Origin of the sequence: Acinetobacter sp. Ac_5812 (assembly GCF_013072695.1) — a bacterium.
In the GTDB taxonomy this organism is placed as follows: Bacteria; Pseudomonadota; Gammaproteobacteria; order Pseudomonadales; family Moraxellaceae; genus Acinetobacter.
In genome coordinates this window covers 131267-154477 of sequence record NZ_LXUK01000002.1, presented here as the reverse complement: position 1 = coordinate 154477, position 23211 = coordinate 131267, and the positions used below count along the sequence as shown (strand labels likewise).

General features: G+C 40.3%; 29 protein-coding genes and 2 tRNA genes. 22 read left to right on the top strand and 9 right to left on the bottom strand.

The annotated features are described in order from the left end of the window. Positions 1 to 44: 44 nt before the first annotated feature. From A7P55_RS03035 to A7P55_RS02975, 13 genes are all read left to right on the top strand, one after another. Positions 45 to 686, top strand: a complete 642-nt coding sequence (locus A7P55_RS03035; protein WP_004805844.1) for a phage baseplate protein — start codon at positions 45 to 47, stop codon at positions 684 to 686. Positions 687 to 688: 2 nt separating this feature from the next. Continuing rightward, positions 689 to 982, top strand: a complete 294-nt coding sequence (locus tag A7P55_RS03030; protein WP_004805847.1) for a hypothetical protein — start codon at positions 689 to 691, stop codon at positions 980 to 982. Next, on the top strand, positions 979 to 1971 hold the full coding sequence (locus A7P55_RS03025; protein WP_004805848.1) for a hypothetical protein: 993 nt from the start codon (positions 979 to 981) through the stop codon (positions 1969 to 1971). The genes A7P55_RS03030 and A7P55_RS03025 overlap by 4 nt, the downstream gene beginning before the upstream one ends. After that, positions 1972 to 2646, top strand: a complete 675-nt coding sequence (locus A7P55_RS03020; RefSeq protein WP_004805851.1) for a Gp138 family membrane-puncturing spike protein — start codon at positions 1972 to 1974, stop codon at positions 2644 to 2646. It begins immediately after the preceding gene. A gap of 11 nt (positions 2647 to 2657) precedes the next feature. Next, positions 2658 to 3044 carry a hypothetical protein gene (locus A7P55_RS03015; RefSeq protein ID WP_004805852.1) on the top strand — a complete coding sequence of 129 codons (387 nt, stop codon included), beginning with the start codon at positions 2658 to 2660 and terminating at the stop codon, positions 3042 to 3044. Continuing rightward, the gene (locus tag A7P55_RS03010) at positions 3041 to 4225 is read left to right on the top strand and encodes a baseplate J/gp47 family protein (protein WP_004805854.1); all 1185 of its coding nucleotides are present in this window, start codon (positions 3041 to 3043) and stop codon (positions 4223 to 4225) included. Before A7P55_RS03015 ends, A7P55_RS03010 begins: the two co-directional genes overlap by 4 nt. Next, on the top strand, positions 4225 to 4815 hold the full coding sequence (locus A7P55_RS03005) for a DUF2612 domain-containing protein (protein WP_004805855.1): 591 nt from the start codon (positions 4225 to 4227) through the stop codon (positions 4813 to 4815). The genes A7P55_RS03010 and A7P55_RS03005 overlap by 1 nt, the downstream gene beginning before the upstream one ends. After that, on the top strand, positions 4805 to 5542 hold the full coding sequence (locus A7P55_RS03000; RefSeq protein WP_004805858.1) for a phage tail protein: 738 nt from the start codon (positions 4805 to 4807) through the stop codon (positions 5540 to 5542). Before A7P55_RS03005 ends, A7P55_RS03000 begins: the two co-directional genes overlap by 11 nt. Before the next feature lie 54 nt (positions 5543 to 5596). After that, a complete protein-coding gene (locus A7P55_RS02995; protein ID WP_004805861.1) occupies positions 5597 to 6937 on the top strand; it encodes a hypothetical protein in 1341 nt (446 codons plus the stop codon). Positions 6938 to 6947: 10 nt separating this feature from the next. Further along, positions 6948 to 8042 carry a sialidase family protein gene (locus A7P55_RS02990; protein WP_004805864.1) on the top strand — a complete coding sequence of 365 codons (1095 nt, stop codon included), beginning with the start codon at positions 6948 to 6950 and terminating at the stop codon, positions 8040 to 8042. Between the two features lie 61 nt (positions 8043 to 8103). Further along, positions 8104 to 8385: a holin gene (locus A7P55_RS02985; RefSeq protein WP_004805865.1), complete on the top strand. Its 282-nt coding sequence runs from the start codon at positions 8104 to 8106 to the stop codon at positions 8383 to 8385. Further along, on the top strand, positions 8375 to 8587 hold the full coding sequence (locus tag A7P55_RS02980; protein ID WP_004805867.1) for a hypothetical protein: 213 nt from the start codon (positions 8375 to 8377) through the stop codon (positions 8585 to 8587). The genes A7P55_RS02985 and A7P55_RS02980 overlap by 11 nt, the downstream gene beginning before the upstream one ends. Before the next feature lie 56 nt (positions 8588 to 8643). Continuing rightward, the gene (locus tag A7P55_RS02975) at positions 8644 to 9198 is read left to right on the top strand and encodes a lysozyme (protein ID WP_004805868.1); all 555 of its coding nucleotides are present in this window, start codon (positions 8644 to 8646) and stop codon (positions 9196 to 9198) included. Between the two features lie 132 nt (positions 9199 to 9330). Here the strand turns inward: A7P55_RS02975 and A7P55_RS02970 are convergent, their stop codons facing one another. The 6 genes from A7P55_RS02970 to A7P55_RS02945 all read right to left on the bottom strand — a co-directional run bounded on the left by A7P55_RS02970 (position 9331) and on the right by A7P55_RS02945 (position 13935). Then, positions 9331 to 10041, bottom strand: coding sequence for a hypothetical protein (locus tag A7P55_RS02970; protein ID WP_004805871.1), 711 nt, complete (start codon positions 10039 to 10041; stop codon positions 9331 to 9333). Then, complete coding sequence (locus A7P55_RS02965) at positions 10038 to 10262, bottom strand: hypothetical protein (RefSeq protein ID WP_004805872.1); 225 nt, start codon at positions 10260 to 10262, stop codon at positions 10038 to 10040. Before A7P55_RS02965 ends, A7P55_RS02970 begins: the two co-directional genes overlap by 4 nt. Positions 10263 to 10267: 5 nt before the next feature. Then, positions 10268 to 11563: a Y-family DNA polymerase gene (locus A7P55_RS02960; RefSeq protein ID WP_032864983.1), complete on the bottom strand. Its 1296-nt coding sequence runs from the start codon at positions 11561 to 11563 to the stop codon at positions 10268 to 10270. Positions 11564 to 11578: 15 nt separating this feature from the next. Next, positions 11579 to 12205 carry a S24 family peptidase gene (locus tag A7P55_RS02955; protein WP_004805876.1) on the bottom strand — a complete coding sequence of 209 codons (627 nt, stop codon included), beginning with the start codon at positions 12203 to 12205 and terminating at the stop codon, positions 11579 to 11581. A 127-nt stretch (positions 12206 to 12332) separates the two neighbouring features. Then, positions 12333 to 12977, bottom strand: a complete 645-nt coding sequence (locus A7P55_RS02950; protein ID WP_004805878.1) for an SOS response-associated peptidase family protein — start codon at positions 12975 to 12977, stop codon at positions 12333 to 12335. A gap of 43 nt (positions 12978 to 13020) precedes the next feature. Further along, positions 13021 to 13935, bottom strand: coding sequence for a hypothetical protein (locus A7P55_RS02945; RefSeq protein WP_004805881.1), 915 nt, complete (start codon positions 13933 to 13935; stop codon positions 13021 to 13023). Positions 13936 to 14258: 323 nt separating this feature from the next. Here A7P55_RS02945 and lepA point away from each other — a divergent pair, with 323 nt between their 5' ends. The 9 genes from lepA to A7P55_RS02900 all read left to right on the top strand — a co-directional run bounded on the left by lepA (position 14259) and on the right by A7P55_RS02900 (position 21490). Next, the gene (gene lepA, locus A7P55_RS02940; protein WP_171551065.1) at positions 14259 to 16076 is read left to right on the top strand and encodes a translation elongation factor 4; all 1818 of its coding nucleotides are present in this window, start codon (positions 14259 to 14261) and stop codon (positions 16074 to 16076) included. Positions 16077 to 16149: 73 nt separating this feature from the next. Beyond that, the gene (gene lepB / locus A7P55_RS02935) at positions 16150 to 17013 is read left to right on the top strand and encodes a signal peptidase I (RefSeq protein WP_171551064.1); all 864 of its coding nucleotides are present in this window, start codon (positions 16150 to 16152) and stop codon (positions 17011 to 17013) included. A gap of 24 nt (positions 17014 to 17037) precedes the next feature. Then, positions 17038 to 17415: a DUF4845 domain-containing protein gene (locus A7P55_RS02930; protein WP_171551063.1), complete on the top strand. Its 378-nt coding sequence runs from the start codon at positions 17038 to 17040 to the stop codon at positions 17413 to 17415. Beyond that, positions 17384 to 18079, top strand: a complete 696-nt coding sequence (gene rnc / locus A7P55_RS02925; RefSeq protein WP_171551062.1) for a ribonuclease III — start codon at positions 17384 to 17386, stop codon at positions 18077 to 18079. Before A7P55_RS02930 ends, rnc begins: the two co-directional genes overlap by 32 nt. Positions 18080 to 18083: 4 nt before the next feature. Then, positions 18084 to 19109, top strand: coding sequence for a GTPase Era (gene era / locus A7P55_RS02920; protein ID WP_005189893.1), 1026 nt, complete (start codon positions 18084 to 18086; stop codon positions 19107 to 19109). A 26-nt stretch (positions 19110 to 19135) separates the two neighbouring features. Continuing rightward, positions 19136 to 19330, top strand: coding sequence for an NF038104 family lipoprotein (locus tag A7P55_RS02915; protein ID WP_171551061.1), 195 nt, complete (start codon positions 19136 to 19138; stop codon positions 19328 to 19330). A 9-nt stretch (positions 19331 to 19339) separates the two neighbouring features. Beyond that, positions 19340 to 20047: a DNA repair protein RecO C-terminal domain-containing protein gene (locus A7P55_RS02910; protein ID WP_171551060.1), complete on the top strand. Its 708-nt coding sequence runs from the start codon at positions 19340 to 19342 to the stop codon at positions 20045 to 20047. A gap of 53 nt (positions 20048 to 20100) precedes the next feature. Further along, positions 20101 to 20829, top strand: a complete 729-nt coding sequence (pdxJ, locus tag A7P55_RS02905; RefSeq protein WP_171551059.1) for a pyridoxine 5'-phosphate synthase — start codon at positions 20101 to 20103, stop codon at positions 20827 to 20829. A gap of 4 nt (positions 20830 to 20833) precedes the next feature. Further along, positions 20834 to 21490 carry a tRNA-(ms[2]io[6]A)-hydroxylase gene (locus tag A7P55_RS02900; protein ID WP_171551058.1) on the top strand — a complete coding sequence of 219 codons (657 nt, stop codon included), beginning with the start codon at positions 20834 to 20836 and terminating at the stop codon, positions 21488 to 21490. A 111-nt stretch (positions 21491 to 21601) separates the two neighbouring features. On the opposite strand, the gene A7P55_RS02895 is transcribed toward A7P55_RS02900, so the two are convergent. From A7P55_RS02895 to A7P55_RS02885, 3 genes are all read right to left on the bottom strand, one after another. Then, a tRNA-Asn gene (locus A7P55_RS02895) sits at positions 21602 to 21677 on the bottom strand. 9 nt (positions 21678 to 21686) lie between these two features. Next, positions 21687 to 21762: transfer RNA gene (locus A7P55_RS02890), tRNA-Asn, on the bottom strand. A 142-nt stretch (positions 21763 to 21904) separates the two neighbouring features. Further along, entirely contained in the window at positions 21905 to 23131 is a 1227-nt protein-coding gene (locus A7P55_RS02885) for a multifunctional CCA addition/repair protein (protein ID WP_171551057.1), read from the bottom strand. Positions 23132 to 23211: the final 80 nt, after the last annotated feature.

Sequence of the window (23211 nt, the reverse complement as noted above, 5' to 3'; positions counted from 1 at the left end):
TCATCTTTAGGTGTAATGCCTTCTTATATTATATGAGTGAAATTATGGCAATAGGTACATTACTTGATGGCGGCCTAGGTGCTGTCACGTCATATCAGAATTCGGAGATCATAGGCTCACTTTTACTCTCTGGCCGTGGTCGAACGATCATGGGGCTTTTTGCAGATGTCACAGTAGAAGAAAAGCATAAAGATGAACTGAAAATAACTGAGCATCCTACGGAAGTCGGTGCGGCTATTTCGGATCATGCATTCAAAGAGCCACCAGAAGTGACAATGAAGGTGGGGTGGTCAGAGAGCGCAGGCACCTTAAATGGATTTCTTGGAGATACCATCTTGGGTGGCAATACGAGTTTGACAATTGTTTATCAAACATTGCTGCAGCTACAAGAACAAGCTTTACCCCTGATTATTTCAACTGGTAAGCGACTGTACACAAACATGCTTATCAAGTCGCTTGGATGTACTACGGATCTACAGACTGAAAACGTTTTGATGATCGATATTACTTTTAAAAAAGTTTTGATGGTCAGTACACAAACAACTTTCATAGCAATTGAGAATCAAGCAAGCCCTGAAGCTACTGCAGGCGTTTCAGACGGTGGTACCGTTCAGGCTATACCTATCAATGAGTCAGCATTAAGTAAAACTACAGGTTTTATCAAATCAGTATTATTGGGTGAATAATTATGGATTACGAAATCCCGCTTAATTTCGGTAATCAAAAATTTAATATCAAGCTCGGTACCACACAGTATAAGTTGCAACTTATCTATCGAGCTGAGCAGTGGTATTTAGATATTTTTGATAATGCAGAAAATCCCTTAATTGCTGGTCTACCAATGTTGGTGGGTGACAATTTACTGGTCCAACATCAACACATCATTAAGGGTGCGCTATACGTGCTGAATACTAATGAAGATGAGAGCCAGACATTCAGTGACTTAAGTACCCGAATAAAACTGTTTTGGAGTGACACATGACTATGCAATGGATGCGTAACTGTAGACTGACGATTCAAGTTGATCAAAATACACCTGACGCATTAGATTTTTCTGATTTTAAAATCACTTTTGTGGTTAGTCAGCCGACAAGAGAACAACCAAAGGCCGCAGAGTTCTATATCTACAATTTATCGCATGAGACTATGAATAAGCTTGCTGGCGTAGACGATGATAAAAAGAATACGCAAGTTATCTTGGCGTGTAGTTATGGGGATGATGAGCCTGAGGTTATTTTTAAAGGTCGTGTATTTCAATACCGCCGTGGTCGATATAGTCCAGTTGATACCTATCTTTGTGTGTTGGCCATTGCTGGTGATCAAGTCCGAAATGAGGCCGTTATTAATCAATCTGTACCTGCAGGTACATCTATTCACGGCTTAAGTGATCTAATCGTGGAGGAAGCTAAGAAGTATGGAATCGATGCGGGGGATCTGGTCCAGTTAAGTGATCAAAAGTACCCACGTGGGCGAACCTTGTTCGGTAGCTTTCATGGATTTATTGAAAAAGTTGGCCGTGAGAATAATGTCACCTTTGATTATTCCGAAGGTGTCATTAATTCTACAGAATTGGATAAATACTCAATTCACCCCATGTTTGTTTTAACTGCAGATACGGGGATGGTTGGAATGCCACAACTGACAAGCGAGGGACTAGTCGTTAAATGCTTGTTGAATCCTAAGCTTAAACGTATGGACCGCATAAAGATCGATGTAACGAATCTGCAGTCAGAAAACTATGATATTTCCTATGCTGGACAGCAAGTTGATCAACCCAACAAAACACCGAAACTGGCAACCAATGCCAAGGGAATTTTTGTGATTCAAGCGATTGAACATAGCGGTGATACACGTGGGGATGAGTGGTACACCAACATGGTTTGCACGGCACTTGGTGCAGTAGTGCCTTTAACTGGTATTACCCTCACTGCAGTTGATGAAAGCTGGGCACCCACACCGAGGGCTGAATAGATGGCATTAACAATCAATGAACGTTCACCAGATCTGCTTAGCATTATTAAAGATGCTGTTACTGCAGAGATCTTGGCTATCTGGACAAACTTACCATGTGAAGTGGTGAGTTATGATCCTGATGCAGTCACTTTAGAAGTGAAACCGTTAATCAAGGTGCCGGTACGTGCACCGGACGGAAATATCGAAATGTTAGAAATTCCGATACTGCAAGATGTACCAGTTATGTTTCCGTGCGCTGGCGGCTTCACCATTACACATCCAATCAATGTGGGGGATGAATGCCTTGTTAACTTTTCATCTCGCAACATCGACCTGTGGTGGCAATCTGGTGGGGTTCAGAATCCCTTTGATACTCGGCATCATGATCTATCAGATGGCTTTGCATTTTTTAAACCGCAGTCACAAGCAAACAAGATCTCGAATATTTCTACAGATAGCCTTGAGATCCGCAGTGATGACAATGCAACAAAGATCCAAATCACAAAAGATGGGGTCTTTAATTTTATTGGCCAGAAGGCTGTCTTTCATTGTGACGTGGAAATGAAAAAGACTTTAACTGTTACAGGGCTGATTAAGTCATTAACTGATGTTGTGGCCAAGACAGTAAGTTTATTTAGCCACATCACAACGGGCGTTGCTTCGGGATCTAGCAAATCAGGCCCACCAGAATAAAAGTTATCAACATGAGGGGCGCGACAGCGTCTTTTTTTATGCGCTATAGAAAACTTTCAAGTGATGGCGACTATGTTTTTGGATCTGGCAAGAATGACTTTCTTGTGAACTCACCCGAGACCGTGGCGCAGGCGATTTTATCCAGGCTTAAGCTTTGGCTTGGTGAGTGGTTTGCCGACACATCGGACGGCACAGGTTGGAGTCAGTCGATTGTTGGTAAGCATTCCAAGAATCTTTATGAGCTCACTCTAAGACAGCGAGTTTTAGAAACACCAGGTGTAAATAACATTGTCGATTTTCAAAGCTCTTTAAATACAGAAACACGCCGTTTAACTGTATCGATGACGGTAAACACTATTTACGGCGAAGCATTTATTAATGGGGACTTAACAACATGACATTGACGACAGTTGCGCCAGTTATTACCGATAGCGGTCCCTTGGCACCCACCTATTACGAGATAGTCGATTATCTCAAGACGCAATATAAAAGTATTTATGGCGAAGATGCGTACCTTGAAAACGATAGCCAGGACGGGCAGTGGATTGGTGTGTTTTCCCGTGCGATCGCCGATGTAAATGCGGCCATTGTAGATACTTACTCCACCTTTTCACCAAAGACAGCAAAGAAAGATGCTCTGTCTCGCAATGTGGCCATAAATGGAATTGCTCGGCAGGTACCAACATTCTCGACTGTAGATCTAGAAATTACGGGTGTGGCCACTACGGAAATCACAAAAGGATACGCCCTCGATGACAATGCTAATCAATGGATCTTTCCAGACTTGGTGATAATTCCTAATTCGGGTCAAATTGTTATTACAGCCACTGCGAAAAACCCAGGTGCAATTCTGGCTATGAGCAACACCATCAAAATAATTGGTAAGCCGACACGGGGATGGAAAGGGGTAAATAATCCCGCGACATCGACTTTAGGTATGCCCGTTGAGTCAGATGCAAAGCTAAGACAGCGTCAGGCACTTTCTGTGGCCATTCCTTCGCAATCTAAAACGGACAGCATTAAAGGGGCGATCTTTAGCTTGCCAGGCATTTCACGCTGTAAGACATACGAAAATGACACTGATGCTACAAACAGTCTAGGCATTCCTTCTCATAGTTTATGTGTGGTGGTAGCGGGTGGGGATGCAAACCAGATTGCTAACGTGATGAGATCAAAGAAAAGCTTGGGTTGCGGATGGTACGGAAATATTTCAGTCACCGTCATTAATACCTTTGGTGATGAAGAAATAGTTTCGTTGTATAGACCTAATATCGTGAATATCAGTTTTTCAATTGATATTACTGGTACCTCAGGCTATTCCAAAGAAATTGAAGCTGAGATTAAGCAAAACCTAGCTGATTATGTAAATCAATTAGATATCGGTGATCGTATTATGCTGAATAAGCTTTATATTCCTGCAGGTCTATTCGGGAACTTGGATTCAGAGTCGTTCCAGATTGAGTCGATCCAAATAATCGCAAATGGTGTACCCATTGAACGTGATTACTACCTAGCTTTTAATGCGGTTGCATATTGTGACACCGACAATATTGAAATTACATCATCAGGAGGCGCTTAGTGGATGCAAAGAAATACATAGCTCTCCTTACAAGCCAGCATCGAGACAAACCCAAGTTTAGAGAAACAGTCGAGATCTCACTGAATCCCTTAATTGATTGTCTTGAATGCCTTAACAGTATTGGTGGCAAGTTCAATTTAGAAACAGCCAAAGGGGATCAATTACAGATTTTAGCGGATTGGGTTGGTAGTCGTGATTCAATCCCTAACGCCGTTGCGATTCCATTTTTTGGTTTTGCAGATCAGGAGGAGGCACTTCCTTTTGGTGAAACAAATGATCCAGCAATCGGAGGATTTTGGCGCGACTCAGGTGTGGGAAGTTTTCGAGCATATCAAATGAGCCCTCAACTGTTTCGGTCTGCTATAAAAGCCAAGATACTTTTGAACAAGTCTGATTGTACCTTGGAGTCCGCAAAAGAGATTATCGAACAGGTCTTAAATAAGCGATTTAAGATAGTCGATAATCTAAATATGACTGTGAGCTTTTTATTTTTAGAAGATTTTGACACACATGAAAGGGAGTTGGTGCGGATGCTATTTCCTTTACCTTCTGGGGTCAGATTACTATTTGGTGATGAAGATGAGTATTAATAAATTAACGGAATTTGCCCGTACTGGAGAAAAAAATACTGATCAATTGGATCTACTCAAGGGCTTTCCCACTAAATTAAAACCTGCTAGACAATGGTTCAATTGGCTGTTTAATGCATTAACGAAAAAAGTAAATGAAATTATTGATGCGCATGGTGATCTAGACAATACAGTAACTCAAATTTCTCAATCAAATGCGCATGATTTTGAGGTCTTGGGTGGAAGGGTAAGTGTTTTAGAGGATTCGATTGGCTTAATAAGTATTTGTCCATTTGAAACAGTACCAGTGAACTATTTGGAGTGTAATGGTCAGACGTATAACAAGGCTGACTATCCAATTCTAGCGGCAAGATTGGGTAATAAGTATGGTGGTGATGCAAACACTTTTGCGGTCCCTGATTATCGAGCTGAATTTGTACGAGGTTGGGACCATGGAAGGGGTGTCGATATTGGCCGAACTTTGGGAAGTACCCAGGGTGATGCTATCCGAAATATTGAGGGAGATATTCGGGCCGGTAGCACGGACTCTGGTAATTTACAGTTTGTTGATGCTTTACAAGCCACTGGTGCATTTGAAGTTATTCCTGGAAATAAAAACAGCACAGGGGATACAACTGGAACTGGTAATGCTTGGGGTGCAAAATTTAATGCATCTTTAGTTGTACCAACTGCGACCGAAAATAGACCTAAGAATATTTCAGCGATTTATGTAATCAAAGCTAAATAATTTAAATTGTCATGAAACCCGCGAAAGCGGGTTTTTTATTGCCTGGAGGAAAGCATGGCAACGAATTGGAGTGCAATTTTAAGCAATGCAAATAGCTTGGCAGACATTTTAATGATTCTGCGGAAAGTACTAGCAAGCTTAGACACAAAGGTGGATATAACCACCATTGATGAAGCAATCGAAGAGATTAATGCATTAAAGGATGATGTTGAAGCTCAGATAAAACATTTTAATGAAGTTCTTGAACAGATTAGAGCCGACTTAGATGGTGCGATCGAAGGGTTAGCAGAAGCGATTGAAATCGCTGCAGCTGCAGGTGCTGGCGCAAATGGGTGGACAGACTTATTAATTGTTACTGAGGATGGGCGGACTCAAAGGGCTTTAAATAGAGACTTTATAGAGCGATTTAAGACGATTCCCTATGAAAATCAACTCTGGCAAGGAGCATTAACGGCATGGCAAATGGGGCACGCGCTATCTGTTGATACAACTCAGCGGAAGCAGATCCCTGCAGGGATCACCCACGCGCGTGCTGGATTCGCCGATGGTACAACTATATTCCATGTAAACGGAACATATGAGCAAGATGCAATGCGCATCCAGCGAAACGCTACGACAACAAGTACGGCTGAGCATACATTTGTTATTAATCTTTCTTTCGATGAAGCTAAATATTTGTTCGGCAATACCTGCTGTCTTGCCTGGTATATGTTTAAAGGTTCGGATTATCAAGCAACTGATATCAACGTAAAAATTTTAGGATCTGATGAATTAGAGCAACCGATTTTAAGACCAGATGGTTTGTACAGTAACAGCAATACAGTAATTAAAAGTGAAGATTTCAATATCGAGTCAAGAGACCAGGACAATCCATTTTCACTGGTCTTTGCATTGCCTTCTCACTTCACTCAAATTGCAGTGCTGTTTACGATTAAGTTTATTAATGAAGTTGCAGGCGCAAATGATTATTTAGAGTTTGAAGGTATCCAGCTTACACAAACAAATAAATATGTGCGGACTTTAAAACTGCAGAAATACGACATCATGCAGAAAGCTTTAAGCCGGTATCAAACCACTTACCCTTATGGAGCACCCCGTGGAGTACAAACGGAGCAAGGTGCAATTCAAATGATTGCTTTAAATTCAAATATTAACTGGGCTTTTGCACAAAATATCAAATTTAGCCCCGTCATGCTTATGGCACCTCAATTCCTCTTTCAGTCGCCAACAAGTGGTACTGAATCAAGGTTTTTAGATAAGTCGGCAGATCCTCCAATCAACATTAATGGTCTCGCATATAACTTAAGTGAAAGCGGTGTAACTATTACAAACAGCGTTGCAGCTGTTGCTGGACATCGCTATCTATGCCACTGGACTGCCCAAGTGATTTTCTAGGATTTAAATTATGAGTGTTGTTTTTGGTCAGAAACGCGAATATGAATTTACAGGGAATGATTTGAATAATGATCCTTGTATCTTTCCACGATTACCCTCCAACCATGTTTTTGTACAAGCAGTAAACTTTCGAACAAAGAACATTGTTCGCACGGGGAATTATTCAGCTTTTCCATTTGTTGAAAAACTAAATGGAGCAATAGTAGGTATTTGTTCAGATGGCTTAGCGCATGCACAGTCAGATCGGCAGGTCATGTTTGTTTCAAAAGACAATGGTGAAACATATGAAGTGAATGAAAATTTCTTTATTAATGACACCCTTGAGTATGACTTTTCTTTACTTGAAAGCATTATGAATGATGGTGACATTCTTGTTTTAAAGACTTTCATTATTAAAAAAGTGGCGGGTGTAATTTCTGCAACGATTAAGCCTTTTATTTATGCAAACAGTAAAGCTTATGCTGTTTGGTCTCGTCTAAAGTTCAAAAATGGTGTTTGGTATAGAACAGGTTACTACTTTGATTCTGTGAACGGAATAAGTGAAACTGCATTATTTACTTCAAACGATAAAGAAAATTGGTTTCTAAAATCGATCATGTTTAGTAGTGCAGGGAAAATTTTTACAGAAGCTGATTTAGTGAATACAACAGGTTCGACCTGGATTGCATACTGTCGAGAAGATTCTTCAGGAAACTCAAATCCTTTGTATAAAAGTGTATCTATTGATGATGGTGCAACTTGGTCTGCACCAGTCATTCAAGATGCATTAATGATGGATGGGCGACAGCCGAATTTAACCAAAATCTCTGATGGATCTATTATCTTGGCCACTGGCGATCGTAGCGGTTCAAGTGGTCACGCAGGATCTGCTGGCGACATTATATGGGGAGCAAATACAACAGGTGTGACAATCTTTAGAAGTACTGATGGTGGGGTGACTTGGTCTTATAGAACTCGCATTGCACCAATATTTTCAACAGATGGCGGGCAACCGTTCGTAGTGGAGACAACTCCAGCAAGAATTTTATGTGTTTACTATGCTCGGCGTAGAACAAAAGATAAGCCAATCGTAGCAAGCTGCTCGCTTGATGTAACCAATCTTTAATTCATAGACTAATTAACAACATCCGCCTTAAGGCGGTTTTTTCATTTCTGGAGTCAGAAAAATGCAGGAACAGGCAGCAAGCGCGGTTGAAGCTGCTACAAACACAATCGCAGCAACAGCACCAAAAGTATCATATGCATCAGGGGTAGCATCAGTGGCAGCGTATGCAGCAAGTGTAGATTGGGCAGTATGGTTTTCGGTATTTATTGGTGTGATTTCGTTTTTCACTACGCTGTACTTTAAGCGGCGTGATGATAAGCGAGCCCAAGAGATCCACGAATTGCGAAAGAAGCAATATGAGCAAACTAAAGAACGGTTAAAAGGTGATTTTGATGACAAGTGAACAAACTCGGGCTTATCTGGCCTTTGCCTTAGTTGCTTTAATGTTTGTCCTGGTAATCGCACTATTCTTTGTCGATATGCCACGAGAGAACAGCAACTTAATAAACACGGCATTAGGTTTTATTGCAGGGGCAATGACAACCGCTTGCGGTTTCTACTTCGGTAGTTCAGAGCAAGAAAAGAAGAAAGATAAAGACATTTAGATCACAGCATTAAATAGCCGCCTTCGGGCGGTTTCTAATTTTTAGAGGACAGTAAAATGGATAGAAAGGCATTCTTTGACATTGCCCGTAAACTACTAGGCGGCAAGCTTACACAAAATCAAGTTGATCGATTTAGTGAAATTTTAGATGAATACCAATCTGGTAGCATGAAAACCAGTTCCGTTGGTATCAACTTAATCACCAGTTTTGAAGATCTGGTGCTTACAGCTTATGACGATGGCGTGGGAGTTTGGACCATTGGTTTTGGTACCACGGTTTTTCCAAACGGCGTTAAAGTGAAAAGAGGTGATACCTGCACAAAAGCGCAAGCAATGACCTTTTTTCAACATGATTTGCAGCGCTTTGAAGCAGCAGTTAATAGCGTTGTTAAAGTTCCAGTTTCTCAGAATCAATTCGATGCACTGGTGAGTCTGACATACAACATCGGTGAAACTGCATTTAAGAAATCAACACTATTGGCCAAACTGAATAAAGGTGATTTCATTGGTGCAGCCGATCAGTTTAAAGTTTGGAATATTGGTGGAGGCAAGGTAATGAAAGGATTGGAACGCCGTCGTGCTGCCGAGCGTAATCTATTTTTAAAAAAGTAATTTATCACTGCAGGCGCTCAGTGATTACATTGATCTTAAGCGCCTGCATTCTTGTTCTTTTACCAGATTGCACTGCACACACTATAAACAACAATATTCATGTTGGGATATGTGTAAAAGTGATTTAGAGAATTAATCGTTAATTTGGTAGGTAGCTATGTGGCTTGTCAGGTTGAAGTAGTGGAGTTCTAACTCCCTATATAAATCTAGATAACTCTTTTGAACTGTCACATGGCTAATTACTTGACCGTTGCTTATTGCAGAGGGAATAGCAACTATTTGAGTGTTTTGAGTAATTTTTTCTAATTTTTCAATATTCAGGATAGTTGTATTCAAATCTGATAATGAGACAAATATTTTTTCAAGAAAGGTGTTTAGTTTAAGAAATTCTAAATAACTATCATCATCTTTAAAAATTGAGTAGTATTCCTTAAATACTAAAAATACAAGTTTATGTTGCTCATAGAGCTTATCGTTTAAATTTTGATCAATGGGGATGCTGGTTATTGAACTTGTATTTATGAACTTTTCACCTGCAACAACTGCTGAACTTAGTGTTGGACCAAGTCCGATTATGCATTCCCTTAAAAGAGTTAGTGTATCTTTAATATAGTTATATCTTACCTGTGCATTGTGTTGATCTTTCCAATCGTTGAATAAATAAGCAGCGATGAAGGCTGCAAAAAAAGTACCTATTCCACCGATTATTGAACCAAAATCTGAAATAAAATCTTTAGTGTCAGCACTATAACTTCTTAATGTACAGTAAATAAGCAATGAAATAGCATAAATAACAACACCCCATAATAATATTGCGTAAAATGTACTTTTATTACTATTCATTGTTCCCCCACTGTCCCAATCACAGGTATAAGTTGCGGTCCAGCCAATCTAGCCTTTCCAATTATTTCTAATAGCTCATCATAAGTTAATTCGAATTTATCTTCACTATCAAAAACATACTCGACATTATTTCCTTCCAATTCAGCAGACCTCTCAGGAACGAACCGCTTCGGAATGAGGATCTGTGCAAGTTGTTCGTTTGTTAAATTAAAAATATGCATAGTGATTACCCGATTCTAAAAAGTTCGTTCCAATTGGTTAAATATGAGGGAGAGCGGCGGTTTTGGTTCATCTGCCAAATTGCTTTAGTGTCGTTACATAGACCAAGAGAAACATGATCCTTTCCGTATTTCTCTTTGATTGCTTCCATCGTTTGTGAAAGCTTTTCACGTTGATTTCGATGCGTGTAATCTGTGAAAAGATCTGGAACAAATTTCGATTTAGGAATTAACTCGAGTAGAACAATGCCGGCCTTTTTATATTTAAATCCCTTCTTATAAATTTGGTCGATACCTTTCATTGCCGCCTTGGTAATTTCTAACAAATCATCTGTATGTTCAGGCATTTGCACAATGATATACGGCGAATAACGTTCCTCTTTATTAAACTTTCCAGTCTGTATAAACACACCAATCATCTTGCATATAGAGCCATCATGCCGCATACGTTCAACGCCTCGAGTCACGAATAATCGCACCGATGATTTAATGTCGTCTTTTTCATAGACTGGCTGGCCATAGGATCTACTGCTTATAATTTGCTGTTTTGACGGGTTCTCGTTCTCGATATCAATGCATGAAACGCCTTGTAACTCGCGGACAGTCTTTTCCATCACAATTGAAAAAGACTTTTTAATTTCTTTCGGATTTGACTCAATTAGATCTAGAACAGATTTAATATTCATTAAGTTTAGTTTCTTGCAATTTTGGCGGCCAACGCCCCAAACCTCACCAACGTCCACATGTGCGAGTAATTGCTCGGCAGAACAAGGATCCATCTCAGCTAAATTACATACCCCATTGAAATATTTGTTTTTCTTAGCTATATGGTTCGAGATTTTGGCCTCGGTTTTGCTGCGGCCAATGCCAATACAGCAGGGTAACCCAAGCCACTGTTGAGCTTTCAATCTCATTTCTTGAGCGTATGCGGTTAGATCAAAGTTTTTTTCGAACGTTGTAAGCTCTAAAAAGCACTCATCAATACTATAAATTTCTTGTTCACCTGGTGCGACATACTGGCCAAGCATCAACATAAAGCGCCGTGACATTTCAGCGTATAGTGCGTAATTGCTTGATAGCACTTGTACATTATGCTTTTTAACGATGTCCTCAATTTGAAAGAGGGGAACACCCATTTTGATTCCTAGATCCTTCGATTCTTGGCTTCTGGCCACAGCGCAGCCGTCATTATTGCTGAGCACAATTACTGGCCGATCATTAAGCGCGGGATTAAAAACACGTTCGCACGAGGCATACATGTTATTCACATCCACCAAGGCGAATATGCGAGTATTACTTTTCATTTTTAATTCTTCTTATTATGAGCGGTAATGCATACGCTTTAAGTTGAATGTCACCACACCCCATACAACTACAGTCTGATTGTCTGCAGGGATGATGTGCTCATAAGCGGGATTTTCAGCCTTAAGCCAGAGTTTAGGCAGCGGATAATCTTCATCACCAAAGATCTCTTTAATATCTGCTTTCGACATTTTGGCGGTGATCATAAGACGCTTTATCGTTGAGTCTTTATTGTCAATTAATGCGACTACGATATCCTGATGTGCAGCCTCTATGCTGCGATCGATAATGATGGGGTCGTCAATTTCAAGGCCAGCACCTAACATAGATTCACTATCAACTCGGGCCATGAATGATGAGATAGGGTTGTGAATCAGATATTCATTCAGATCTACGCTAGTATCTAAATCATCTTTAGTCGCGAATGCAGGCCCTGCAGGGATACGCTCTAATGACATCGGTATCGATGCTTTAGATTTTGGAAGGATAGGGGTGAGGCCGAGTTTATCAATCAGATCTGCTTGCATTGAGATCTGTTCAAAAACAGCATTAACGGTGGGGCTTGGTTTCCCATCAGGTCCCATAAGATCTTGTAAGCTCGACCAGGCACCATCAGAGAAGTAAATAGGCAACTTCTTAGACATTTTCTAACTCCTACGCTACGAGGCGTGTTGGGAATTGATTTACCTTTTTAGGATAAGATTTTTATCATTATAAATTCAAATTTATTTATCTGTGGATAAACAAGGACAAGTCAAAACTTGACGCTAGTCAGTGTGTGTTTGGTCGGAATTTATGCATTTCATTTTTTGGCGCTGCGGTGTACTCATCAACTGGCATCTCTACTAAAAAGTCTTTAGCTTGATCATGGCTGCATCTAAGCCAATCATTACGCCGTCCTTTAGGTATGACAACAATAGAGCGCTTTTCATCGTCTGGCGCGTGAAACTGCTTCATGAACGGATGATCATCTGCATTGATCGTTAACATGCTCATCGAGATAACCGGTTCGCCGTTTAATGTGGCGTGTTCATAAATTCCGGCTACGGTGAACGGCATGTCATCTTCTCGAAATATCCCGTACCAGTGCGACTTGCCATCGATATATTTTGGCTCAAAAATCGTCTCGACTGGAATCAAACAAAACTGATTCTTTGCCCATGCATGACGGAAGCTTGGCTTGGATGCGACTGTCTCAGAGCGTGCGTTATATGTGTTTTTTACCTTTTTTATATCATCAGCCCAGTTCGGTACCAGACCAAACCTCGCTGCTCGCCACTCTAACCCTTGATCAGTTGCAATGACTATAGGACCTACATAACCAGGAAACAGATCGGCTTTATACTCAAAAGTTGGCTCATATAAATTTAGTAGTTGAGCTCGACTTTTTGAGATAGGTTCGTAATTAGCGCACATAATCATTTCCTGAATAATGTTAATTATTGACGGGAATTGTTGTTTATTGAGATTGATTAATTATTGATAAAATTTCTGCACTGAGCAAATTTTGAGGATTTTCATCAGTATCTTTGACTAACACTTCGGCTTGGCAAAGTTGGCAGACAGAGAAGTTTTCACCATCTTCAACAATAAATTTAGCAAATCTAAAACACGTAATTGATCTATTTCTGTATGAATAAATAGAACAAACTGGACATATCATAAGCCTATCAGTTTTTGATAACCCTAAGAACGATAATGCCTCATTTTTAGTTAAATAGTGGTTTAAAATCTCATAAATTGCCAATAGTTCAGCATGCTGATCATTGTCATCTTCGTATTCAGGTGTAAAATTCATTACATCATGATAATCAGCTAGTGGATCTAATCTATCAGCAAAATAGTGAAAAAGAGGTGGGTGGTTAGATTTATTATTCCAAACTTCCTTTACAAAAAATGCTGCACTTTCAAGTAAATCCTTAATTAATGTTCCATCATTTAGGATACTGTGAACAAATGAATTTCTTGTTTTTCTGAGCATTTCAAATTTAGTTTTGAGTCTATCATCATCAGTAATTCCATAAATAGTAATATAAACTTTCAATAAATCCTCAAAACTATGCATGTGGTATTCGTTAAAATCTGTTTTTCCTTTTTTTAGATCAGAAAGACTAGATATAAGTAAAAAAGGTGATTCTGTGCATATCTTATATTTTAAATAATTTTCAATAGAAGTAAAAATGAGTAGAGATACCGTTCCGATTTTTACGCTGTGAGTTTCTTCTAGCCAATTTCCCTCATCAGCTGATATGTCATTTTCAAAGAATGTATTAAAATCATCTTTCATTAAAGATAAAATTATTTGAAACGCCTCATACATAAACTCGGCACTATTTTGTAGAAAGATCTTAGGATCAGGAGCGTTTTCAATCATTTTCATTCCCCAATTAAATATTTTAGATATTATAAAAACATAAATTTCCTTTTTTTTCACCAAGATAAAACGTATCTAAATAGTATTAAAAAAAACATTTAGCAGTAAAGGAACTCAAAATTATCGTAAGTCTAGTCTTAAAGACTGCCAATAGGGAAATAGGATGATTTAGCCATGCTATCAATGATTAGACATACTTTTAACACTATATTTTTAACAATGATCTGCTTATACTGTGCCGAACTTTTCGTACATTTTTTTCCACAGCAAGAAGCAATTTTTTAATTGAGTACATTGTTGTGTACATATTATTAAGGTAACCCATGGCGCAAGCTAAAAAATCCGTAGATATCAAAAATATACGCAATTTCTCGATCATTGCTCATATTGACCATGGTAAGTCGACTTTGGCGGACCGTTTTATTCAAATGTGCGGCGGTTTACAAGATCGTGAGATGCAGGCTCAAGTATTAGACTCTATGGAGCTTGAGCGTGAGCGTGGGATTACCATTAAAGCTGCATCGGTAACCTTGTATTACACGCATCCAAATGGTCAAGAATATCAATTGAATTTCATTGATACTCCAGGGCACGTTGACTTTTCTTATGAGGTCTCGCGCTCTCTCGCTGCCTGTGAAGGTGCGCTGTTGGTGGTTGATGCTGCTCAAGGTGTAGAAGCGCAGTCAGTTGCAAACTGTTATACCGCGATTGAACAGGGCTTAGAAGTTTTACCAATCTTGAACAAGATTGATTTACCACAAGCTGAGCCTGAGCGTGTAATCCACGAGATTGAAGAAATTATCGGGATTGAAGCGACAGATGCACCAACCTGTTCAGCAAAAACTGGTTTAGGTGTTGAAGGTGTTCTAGAGCGTTTGGTGGATGTGATTCCTGCGCCAGAAGGTGATCGTGATGCGCCGTTACAAGCCTTAATTATTGACTCATGGTTTGATAACTACCTTGGTGTTGTATCGCTTGTCCGTATTAAACAAGGTCGTATCCGCAAGGGCGACAAGATGTTAGTGAAATCAACAGGACAAACACATCCTGTGACTTCAGTGGGTGTATTCAATCCAAAGCATACCGAAACTGACATCCTCGAAGCGGGTGAGGTTGGTTTCGTTATTGCGGGTATCAAAGATATTTTTGGTGCGCCAGTAGGCGATACCATTACACTTTCGAATACACCAGATGTTGCAATTTTACCAGGTTTTAAAAAGGTTAAACCTCAGGTCTATGCGGGTCTGTTCCCGATTGATTCAAGTGACTTTGAACCGTTCCGTGAAGCACTGCAAAAATTACAGATCAATGACTCTGCATTATTCTTTGAACCTGAGAGTTCAGATGCTTTAGGTTTTGGTTTCCGTTGTGGCTTCTTAGGTATGCTGCACATGGAAATCGTACAAGAACGTTTAGAGCGTGAGTATGATCTTGATTTGATCAGTTCTGCACCGACTGTTATTTATGAAGCATTAACCAAGAAAGGCGATATCATTTATATCGACAGCCCTTCAAAAATGCCAGATGGCTCAACGGTTGAAGATTTGCGTGAACCTATTGCTGAATGTCATATCCTTGTACCACAAGAGTATTTAGGCAATGTCATGACCTTATGTATCGAACGTCGTGGTATTCAAAAAGATATGAAATTCTTGGGTAACCAAGTATCAATCACTTTTGAAATTCCAATGGCTGAAGTGGTCATGGATTTCTTTGATAAATTAAAATCATGCTCGCGTGGTTTTGCTTCGCTGGATTACAACTTTGTCCGTTTCGAGAGTTCAGCTCTGGTTAAGGTTGATGTTCTAATTAATAGCGAGAAGGTTGATGCCTTGGCAATGATCTGTCACCGTCAAGATGCACGTCATCGTGGTATTGCATTGGTTGAGAAGATGAAAGATCTGATCCCTCGTCAAATGTATGATGTTGCGATTCAGGCCGCAATTGGCGCGCAAATCATTGCACGTTCTACTGTAAAAGCGATGCGCAAAAACGTATTGGCAAAATGTTATGGTGGTGACGTTTCACGTAAGAAGAAACTTCTTTCGAAACAAAAAGAAGGTAAGAAACGTATGAAGCAAGTGGGAAGTGTCGAGATCCCACAAGAAGCATTCTTAGCTGTATTGAAAGTTGATCGATAAAAAAGATCAGGCTGGGGAAGCATGCCGCTTTACCCAGTCGAACGACGGGCAGTGAAACTGCAAGAGAGGGTTTGTGGATTTTGATTTTAACTTGATTCTGGTACCAGCAACACTGATTTTCTTTTTGGTGTGGTTACTGGATAAGTTGGTATTGAAACAGCGTGCAACACGAGGACGTAATCAAGAGAACTTTGTTATTACATGGGCTTACGACTTTTGGCCTGTGTTGGCTGTTGTGCTGGTGCTGCGTTCTTTCTTATATGAACCATTTAATATCCCATCAGATTCTATGGTCCCGACTTTAGAAACGGGTGACTTTATCTTGGTGAATAAGTTTGATTATGGTGTACGTTTACCAATCGTAAACGCTAAAATCGTTGATGTAGGCGAACCAAAACGTGGTGAAGTGATTGTATTCCGTTATCCGCCACAACCCACGATTAGCTATATTAAACGTGTGGTGGGTGTGCCAGGTGACCATGTTCAATTCAAAAATGGTCAATTGATCATTAATGGTCAGCAAGTCGCAAAGGTAGAAACACAATACTCGCGTGAGAAAGACCAGCAAGATACACCGACAGCACTTTATTTCAAAGAAACCTTGGGTGAACACCAGCATTTGGTTCGTTACTTGGAGGGGCGTAATCCTTTAGTTGAGCAATTCCAGTTTGCGCAATTGAGAGGTGCTGAAGCTTTGGTGCCATTTGTCGCAAAAGAGAATGATGTATTTATCCAAAGTAACGGTCAAGATTGGGAAGTAACAGTGCCAAAGGGACAATACTTTGCAATGGGTGATAACCGGGATCAAAGTGCAGATAGTCGTTTTTGGGGCTTTGTACCTGAAGCGAACCTAACAGGTCGTGCTTTTTATGTATGGATGCATAAAGAACCTGGTTTTAATCTTCCAAGTTTCAACCGAAATGGTAAGATTGACTAATAAAAATAGATAGGAAATAGACAGATGCGTAAATCTCAACAAGGGACTTCGTATATTGCAATTTTATTTGGGGTGGTCTTATTTGCAGTTGCTGTGAAAGCAGCAATTGCGATTTGGCCAGCATATTGGGATGACAAATTGATTAATACTCAAATTGAGGGGCTATTAAAAGATAGTCCTGCAAATATTACACCGAGTAAGTTTGCATCTCAGATGGATCAACGTTTCGAAATGAATGGAATTCGTGATCTATATTTTAAAGATATTGCGCAAGTGACTTATAAAGATGATCTTGTCGTGATGAAGAAGTATGAAATACGTAAGCCTTTCATGCTGAATATCAGTTTAGTGATGACCTTTGAGAAGACTTTTGACCAAAAATCTGCAAAACAAGCTCAATGATACACGGCTGCAAGGGCGAATAGGTCACCAGTTTAAACAGTTTGATTTGTTAAAGCTGGCTTTGACCCATCGCTCGGTCAGCCATAAACATAATTATGAACGCCTAGAATTTCTAGGCGATGCATTATTAGGGATGATCGTTGCAAATTATTTGTACAATGCCTATCCGCTAGAAAATGAAGGTCGCTTAACACGTATGCGTGCGACTTTGGTTCGACAGGAAGCATTGGGGAAAATTGCAAATGACTTACAATTGAGTCGGTCATTAATTTTAAGCACAGGTGAGTTAAAATCGGGTGGACATCACCGTGAATCGATTTTGGCTGATACGGTTGAAGCTATTATTGGTGCTATTTATTTAGACAGTAATGATCTCAACTTGCTAGAGCGCATTGTGTTAAAATGGTATGAACCATATCTTGATCATATCGAACCGACAGATCAACTGAAAGACCCTAAATCACGTTTGCAAGAGTATTTACAAGCACGTAAAAAACCTCTCCCAGTTTACGAGGTTGTAGATATTCAGGGTGATGCCCCGAATCAACATTTCAAAGTGGAATGTGATGTAGCGGGATTGCCAAAATTTATAGGCGAGGGCTCAAGTCGTCGTTTTGCCGAACAAACGGCAGCGGCAGAGATTTTAAAATTATTGGAGCAATAACCTGATGTCTCATTCAGAAGAAAATAAGCCAGAAGCAACTGAACAGCAAGATGGCAATAATGTAGTTGATCAATTTTTTAGTTCTCAAGGAAGCACAATTCCTTCAGATTTCAAAAGCGGTTTTGTTGCAATCGTTGGTCGTCCAAATGTGGGCAAGTCAACTTTGATGAACCATATCTTGGGTCAAAAACTATCAATTACTTCACGTAAGCCACAAACCACACGTCATAAGATCGTGGGGATTGATTCACGTGAGAAATCACAGGCTGTATTCGTAGATACCCCTGGGATGCATAAAAAAGAAGTGCGTGCCATCAATAAGATGATGAATCGTGCTGCACATTCAGCATTGCGCGATGTGAATCTGGTTTTATTTGTGGTTGATGCACAAAAGTGGACTCAAAACGATGAATTGGTTTTGGAAAAGCTTAAAAATGCAGATATGCCTGTGATCCTCGTGATCAATAAGCTAGATACCTTTGAAAATAAAAATGAAGCTTTACCGCTGATTCGAGAGCGTGCAAAGCTCATGAATTTTGCTGAAATTGTTCCAGTTTCGGCATTGCGTGGTGCAAACCTAGATCATTTGCGCGATACCATTGAAAAGTATCTGCCGTATCAACCACCTTTATATTCATTAGATCAGATTACCGATCGTTCTGAGCGTTTCCTTGCGAGTGAAATCATTCGTGAGAAAATTATGCGTCAGTTGGGTGAAGAGCTTCCGTACGATTTAACGGTTCAGATTGAATCATTCAAAACTGAAGAAGCGGCTGTAAATGAAAAAACAGGTCGTTTAAAGCCACCTTGTACGTATATTGATGCGACCATTTTTGTAGAGCGCCAAGGTCAAAAAGCCATTGTAATTGGTGACAAAGGTGCGAAGCTAAAAAGTATTGGTATGGATGCACGTGCAGACATGGAAAAAATGTTTGAACAAAAAATCATGCTAACGCTTTGGGTGAAAGTCAAAGGTGGTTGGTCTGATGATGAACGTGCACTTAAAAGCTTAGGTTATAGCGATATTTAACTGTCTTGCTGACAATGGAAACAGGTATGAAAATAACAATCCGTGTACTCGCAATCGTGACATGCATTTTTATGTTGCAAGGCTGTATTCACAAGCTTGTGACTGTACCTGTTAAAGTTGCTTATAAGACCACCAAAGGTGTTGTTAAAGGAACGGCTGCTGTTGTTGGTGCGGTGATTCCTGATGGCGATGATGAAAAGGATGAGAAAAAGAAGGACTAGTCTCGTTCTATGATGCGTAATGAAGTCCTGCATGGTTATTTGATTCATCATCGTAAATATCGTGAAAAAAGCCATATTGTGCATTTATTTACACAAGAATATGGTCGGGTGGATGGGATTCTAAGACAGGTCCCACCGCCGCAATACCAACCTATTCGTCTGCAAGCTTCTGGTAAGTCAGAACTTAAAAATTTCACAAAATTAGAAATCCTGAATCAACCTGTGTTTTTTCATGGCGATGCATTTTTTGCTGGTTTTTATTTAAATGAAATTTTATTACGGTTATGCCCATTAGAAGAGGCCATGCCGCAAACCTTTGAACAATATCAATTGATATTATTGCAATTACAACAACTTGCTTCACATGAGCAAGCGGCATTATTTCTGAGACAAATTCTCCGTCAATTTGAGCATGCTTTACTGCAAGAGCTTGGTTATGCAATTGACTTTTCGGTTGATGCAAATCAGCAAGCGGTTCAACCGTCTCAACATTATCATTTCCAGCTGAACGATGGTTTTTTACCTGTTGCAAAAGCATCACGTGCGACCTTGGCGGGCAATTTACTTGGTTCAATGCAAAGTTATGAAGATGGACAGGATTTTTCTCCCGAACAGTTGCAATTATTGGGTAAACTATACCGTCAAATGATTAGCTCTTTGCTGGGTGATCGACCGCTGAAAAGCCGTCAACTTTGGATTCAAAATACACAAACTTGATCTTCTTGATGTATTGATGATGCAAAAAGAAGGGTAAATAATAGGATATTTTTATGGCTGCAATCTTGGGTGTAAACATTGATCATGTTGCGACATTAAGACAGGCACGTGGTACAACTTACCCTGATCCAGTTCAGGCTGCTTTGGTTTGTGAAGAAGCCGGTGCTGAGGGTATTACTTTGCACTTACGTGAAGATCGCCGTCATATACAAGATGATGATGTACGCCGTATGCGTCCATTATTAAAAACACGTATGAATCTAGAATTGGCAGTAACAGATGAAATGGTTGCATTTGCCAAAGAGATTCAGCCACAACATGTGTGCTTTGTACCCGAGCGACGTCAAGAAGTGACCACCGAAGGTGGTTTGGATGTGGTAGGTCATTTTGAGAAAGTCAAAGCGGCGACCCAAGCACTCAAAGCCATGGGTAGCGATGTGTCTTTGTTTATCGATGCAGATTTAGCACAGATTGATGCAGCGGTGGCATGTGGTGCACCAACCATTGAAATCCATACGGGTGCTTATGCAGATGCGGAAACGGATGCACAACAGCAAGCTGAATTAGCCCGTATTATCAAAGGTGCGGAATATGCAGCGGCAAAAGGTTTGGTTGTGAATGCTGGGCATGGTTTGAATCTAGATAATGTTGCTGCGATTGCAGCAATTCCACAAATTCATGAATTAAACATTGGGCATTCGATTATTGCTGACAGTGTATTTGTGGGTTTGTCTCAAGCAGTAAAAGAGATGAAAGCAGCGATTCAGGCTGCTGCGAGATAAGTTGATGAGTAGTGTAAATTATGATGAGTTAATGCAACCTGTCATCGCATTTTTAGGTTGTGCGACTCCTCAGGCATGGTTGGATGAAGCCATTAATAATCTTGATGTATTAATGCAAGACCATGCCAACTGTGAGAAAAAAGCGGCGAGTACAGCAATGAACTTGATGTTCCGCTATAGTTTCTTTACAGACCTGCAAGTGAAATTGGCACAATTGGTGCGTGAAGAAATGCTGCATTATGAGCAGGTTTTAGAGTTCATGACCAAACGTGGACAAGAGTGGAAGGGCTTAAGTGCGGGACGTTACGCAGGTGAATTGCGTAAAGAAATTCGCACTTATGAGCCTGAGGCGTTGATTGATGTCATGATTATTGGTGCATTTGTAGAAGCACGCTCTTGTGAGCGTTTCTATGCGCTGGCACCGATTGTGGACGATGAACTAGGGCGATACTACCGCTATTTGCTTAAGTCGGAATCTCGCCATTTTGAGGACTATTTAGCACTGGCTTTGGACGTTGCAAAAACTGCAAAACTCAAAGATCCAGAAGAGACGATCCAGCAACGCATTGAGCATATTCGTGAAGTGGAAAAGAATCTGATTTCAAGTCCAGATGATATGTTCCGTTTTCATAGCGGTGTACCAGCACAGGTCACTGCCTAAGTTGAATTAAGAGATAAAAAGCTTCTGTTGATCAGGAGCTTTTTTTATGCGGCATTTTTGTTGTTGATTAATAAAAAAGCCCCGATCAATGATCAGGGCTTTTTAGAATCTTGGCTCTCCCACCTGGGCTCGAACCAGGGACCTGCGGATTAACAGTCCGTCGCTCTACCGACTGAGCTATGGGAGAATAGTAGATTGGCTCTCCAACCTGGGCTCGAACCAGGGACCTGCGGATTAACAGTCCGTCGCTCTACCGACTGAGCTATTGGAGAATCTGATGCGCATTTTAGGCATGAAAAGCGGATGCGTCAACAACAATAGTAAATAAAATTAATCGTTTGCTTGATTAATAATCTTTTTGGCGTATAGATAAGTGAATCTGTACAAAAAAGACTTAATTTACTTAAAAATTAATCAGTTATTGTGCAGATCTTTAAATTTAGCGAGTGCTTCAATGCGATACTGAATCAGCATTTCACCAATTTCTGGACCAGTCACATGTTCAGGTAAATCCTGTGCACGAATATTTCTGACGATTTGCATTGCGTCTAGCATGTATTGTGCTTGGGGATAAGGGCGGTGTTCTAAACCTAAACGACCTTTGGCATCACACTCACAGGCCTGAACAAAGGCTTCAACTTTTTCAGGTCGACGCAATACATCTAAACGTTGTAAAAGACGCCATAAAGTGCCTGGCTTTAGATTTTTCACTTGATGACATTTTAAATGCTCTTTGCATACGATCAAAGCCAGACTTTTTAAATGCGTTGGAACTCTTAAACGATCACACAGATCCGTTACAGGCTGGAGACCACGTTCTTCATGCATGATATGGCGTGGTAGTTCGTCCACAGGGGTGAGTGCCTTGCCAAGATCATGCACAAGCACAGCAAAACGCACATCCAGCGCATATTTCGCTAAACAGGCCTGTTTAAGCGCCATGAGGGTGTGGATGCCACAATCAATCTCAGGATGATATTCAGGACGTTGTGGTACACCGAAAAGAGCATCAATCTCTGGAAATAAAATTTGCAATGCATCGCAATCTTTGAGTGTTTGAAAGTAGACATCAGCATGATCTTCCAGCAATGCACGAGAGGTTTCTTTCCAGACACGTTCAGGTGTTAATGCATCAAGCTCGCCAGATTGGGCAATTTTCTGCATTAATTGTAGGGTTTCATCTGCGATTTTAAAGCCATAGTTTGCATAACGAGCAGCAAAACGCGCTACACGAAGTACGCGCAGAGGATCTTCGGTAAATGCATCTGAAACATGGCGTAGAATTTTTTGATCTAAATCGTCTTTTCCGCCATAGGGGTCATAGATAGTACCTGCATCATCCATTGCCATCGCATTAATGGTTAAATCACGGCGGATCAGATCTTCTTCTAACTTAACCGTGGTATCGGTAAAAAATTGAAAACCGTGATAACCAACGCCTGATTTACGTTCAGTACGTGCAAGTGCATATTCTTCTTTTGTTATTGGATGTAGAAATACAGGGAAATCTTTTCCCACGGGTTGATAGCCTTCGGCGAGTAATTGCTCGGGCGTTGCTCCAACCACCACATAATCTTTTTCGTGATAGGGATGGCCGAGTAAATGATCTCGGACAGCACCGCCTACTAAATAAACTTGCATGAAAAAACCTCTATTCTTCACACAATCATGCTACAGAATAGAGGTTTTCTCAAGGGTTAAGCGAAGCTTTTCAAGAAAAG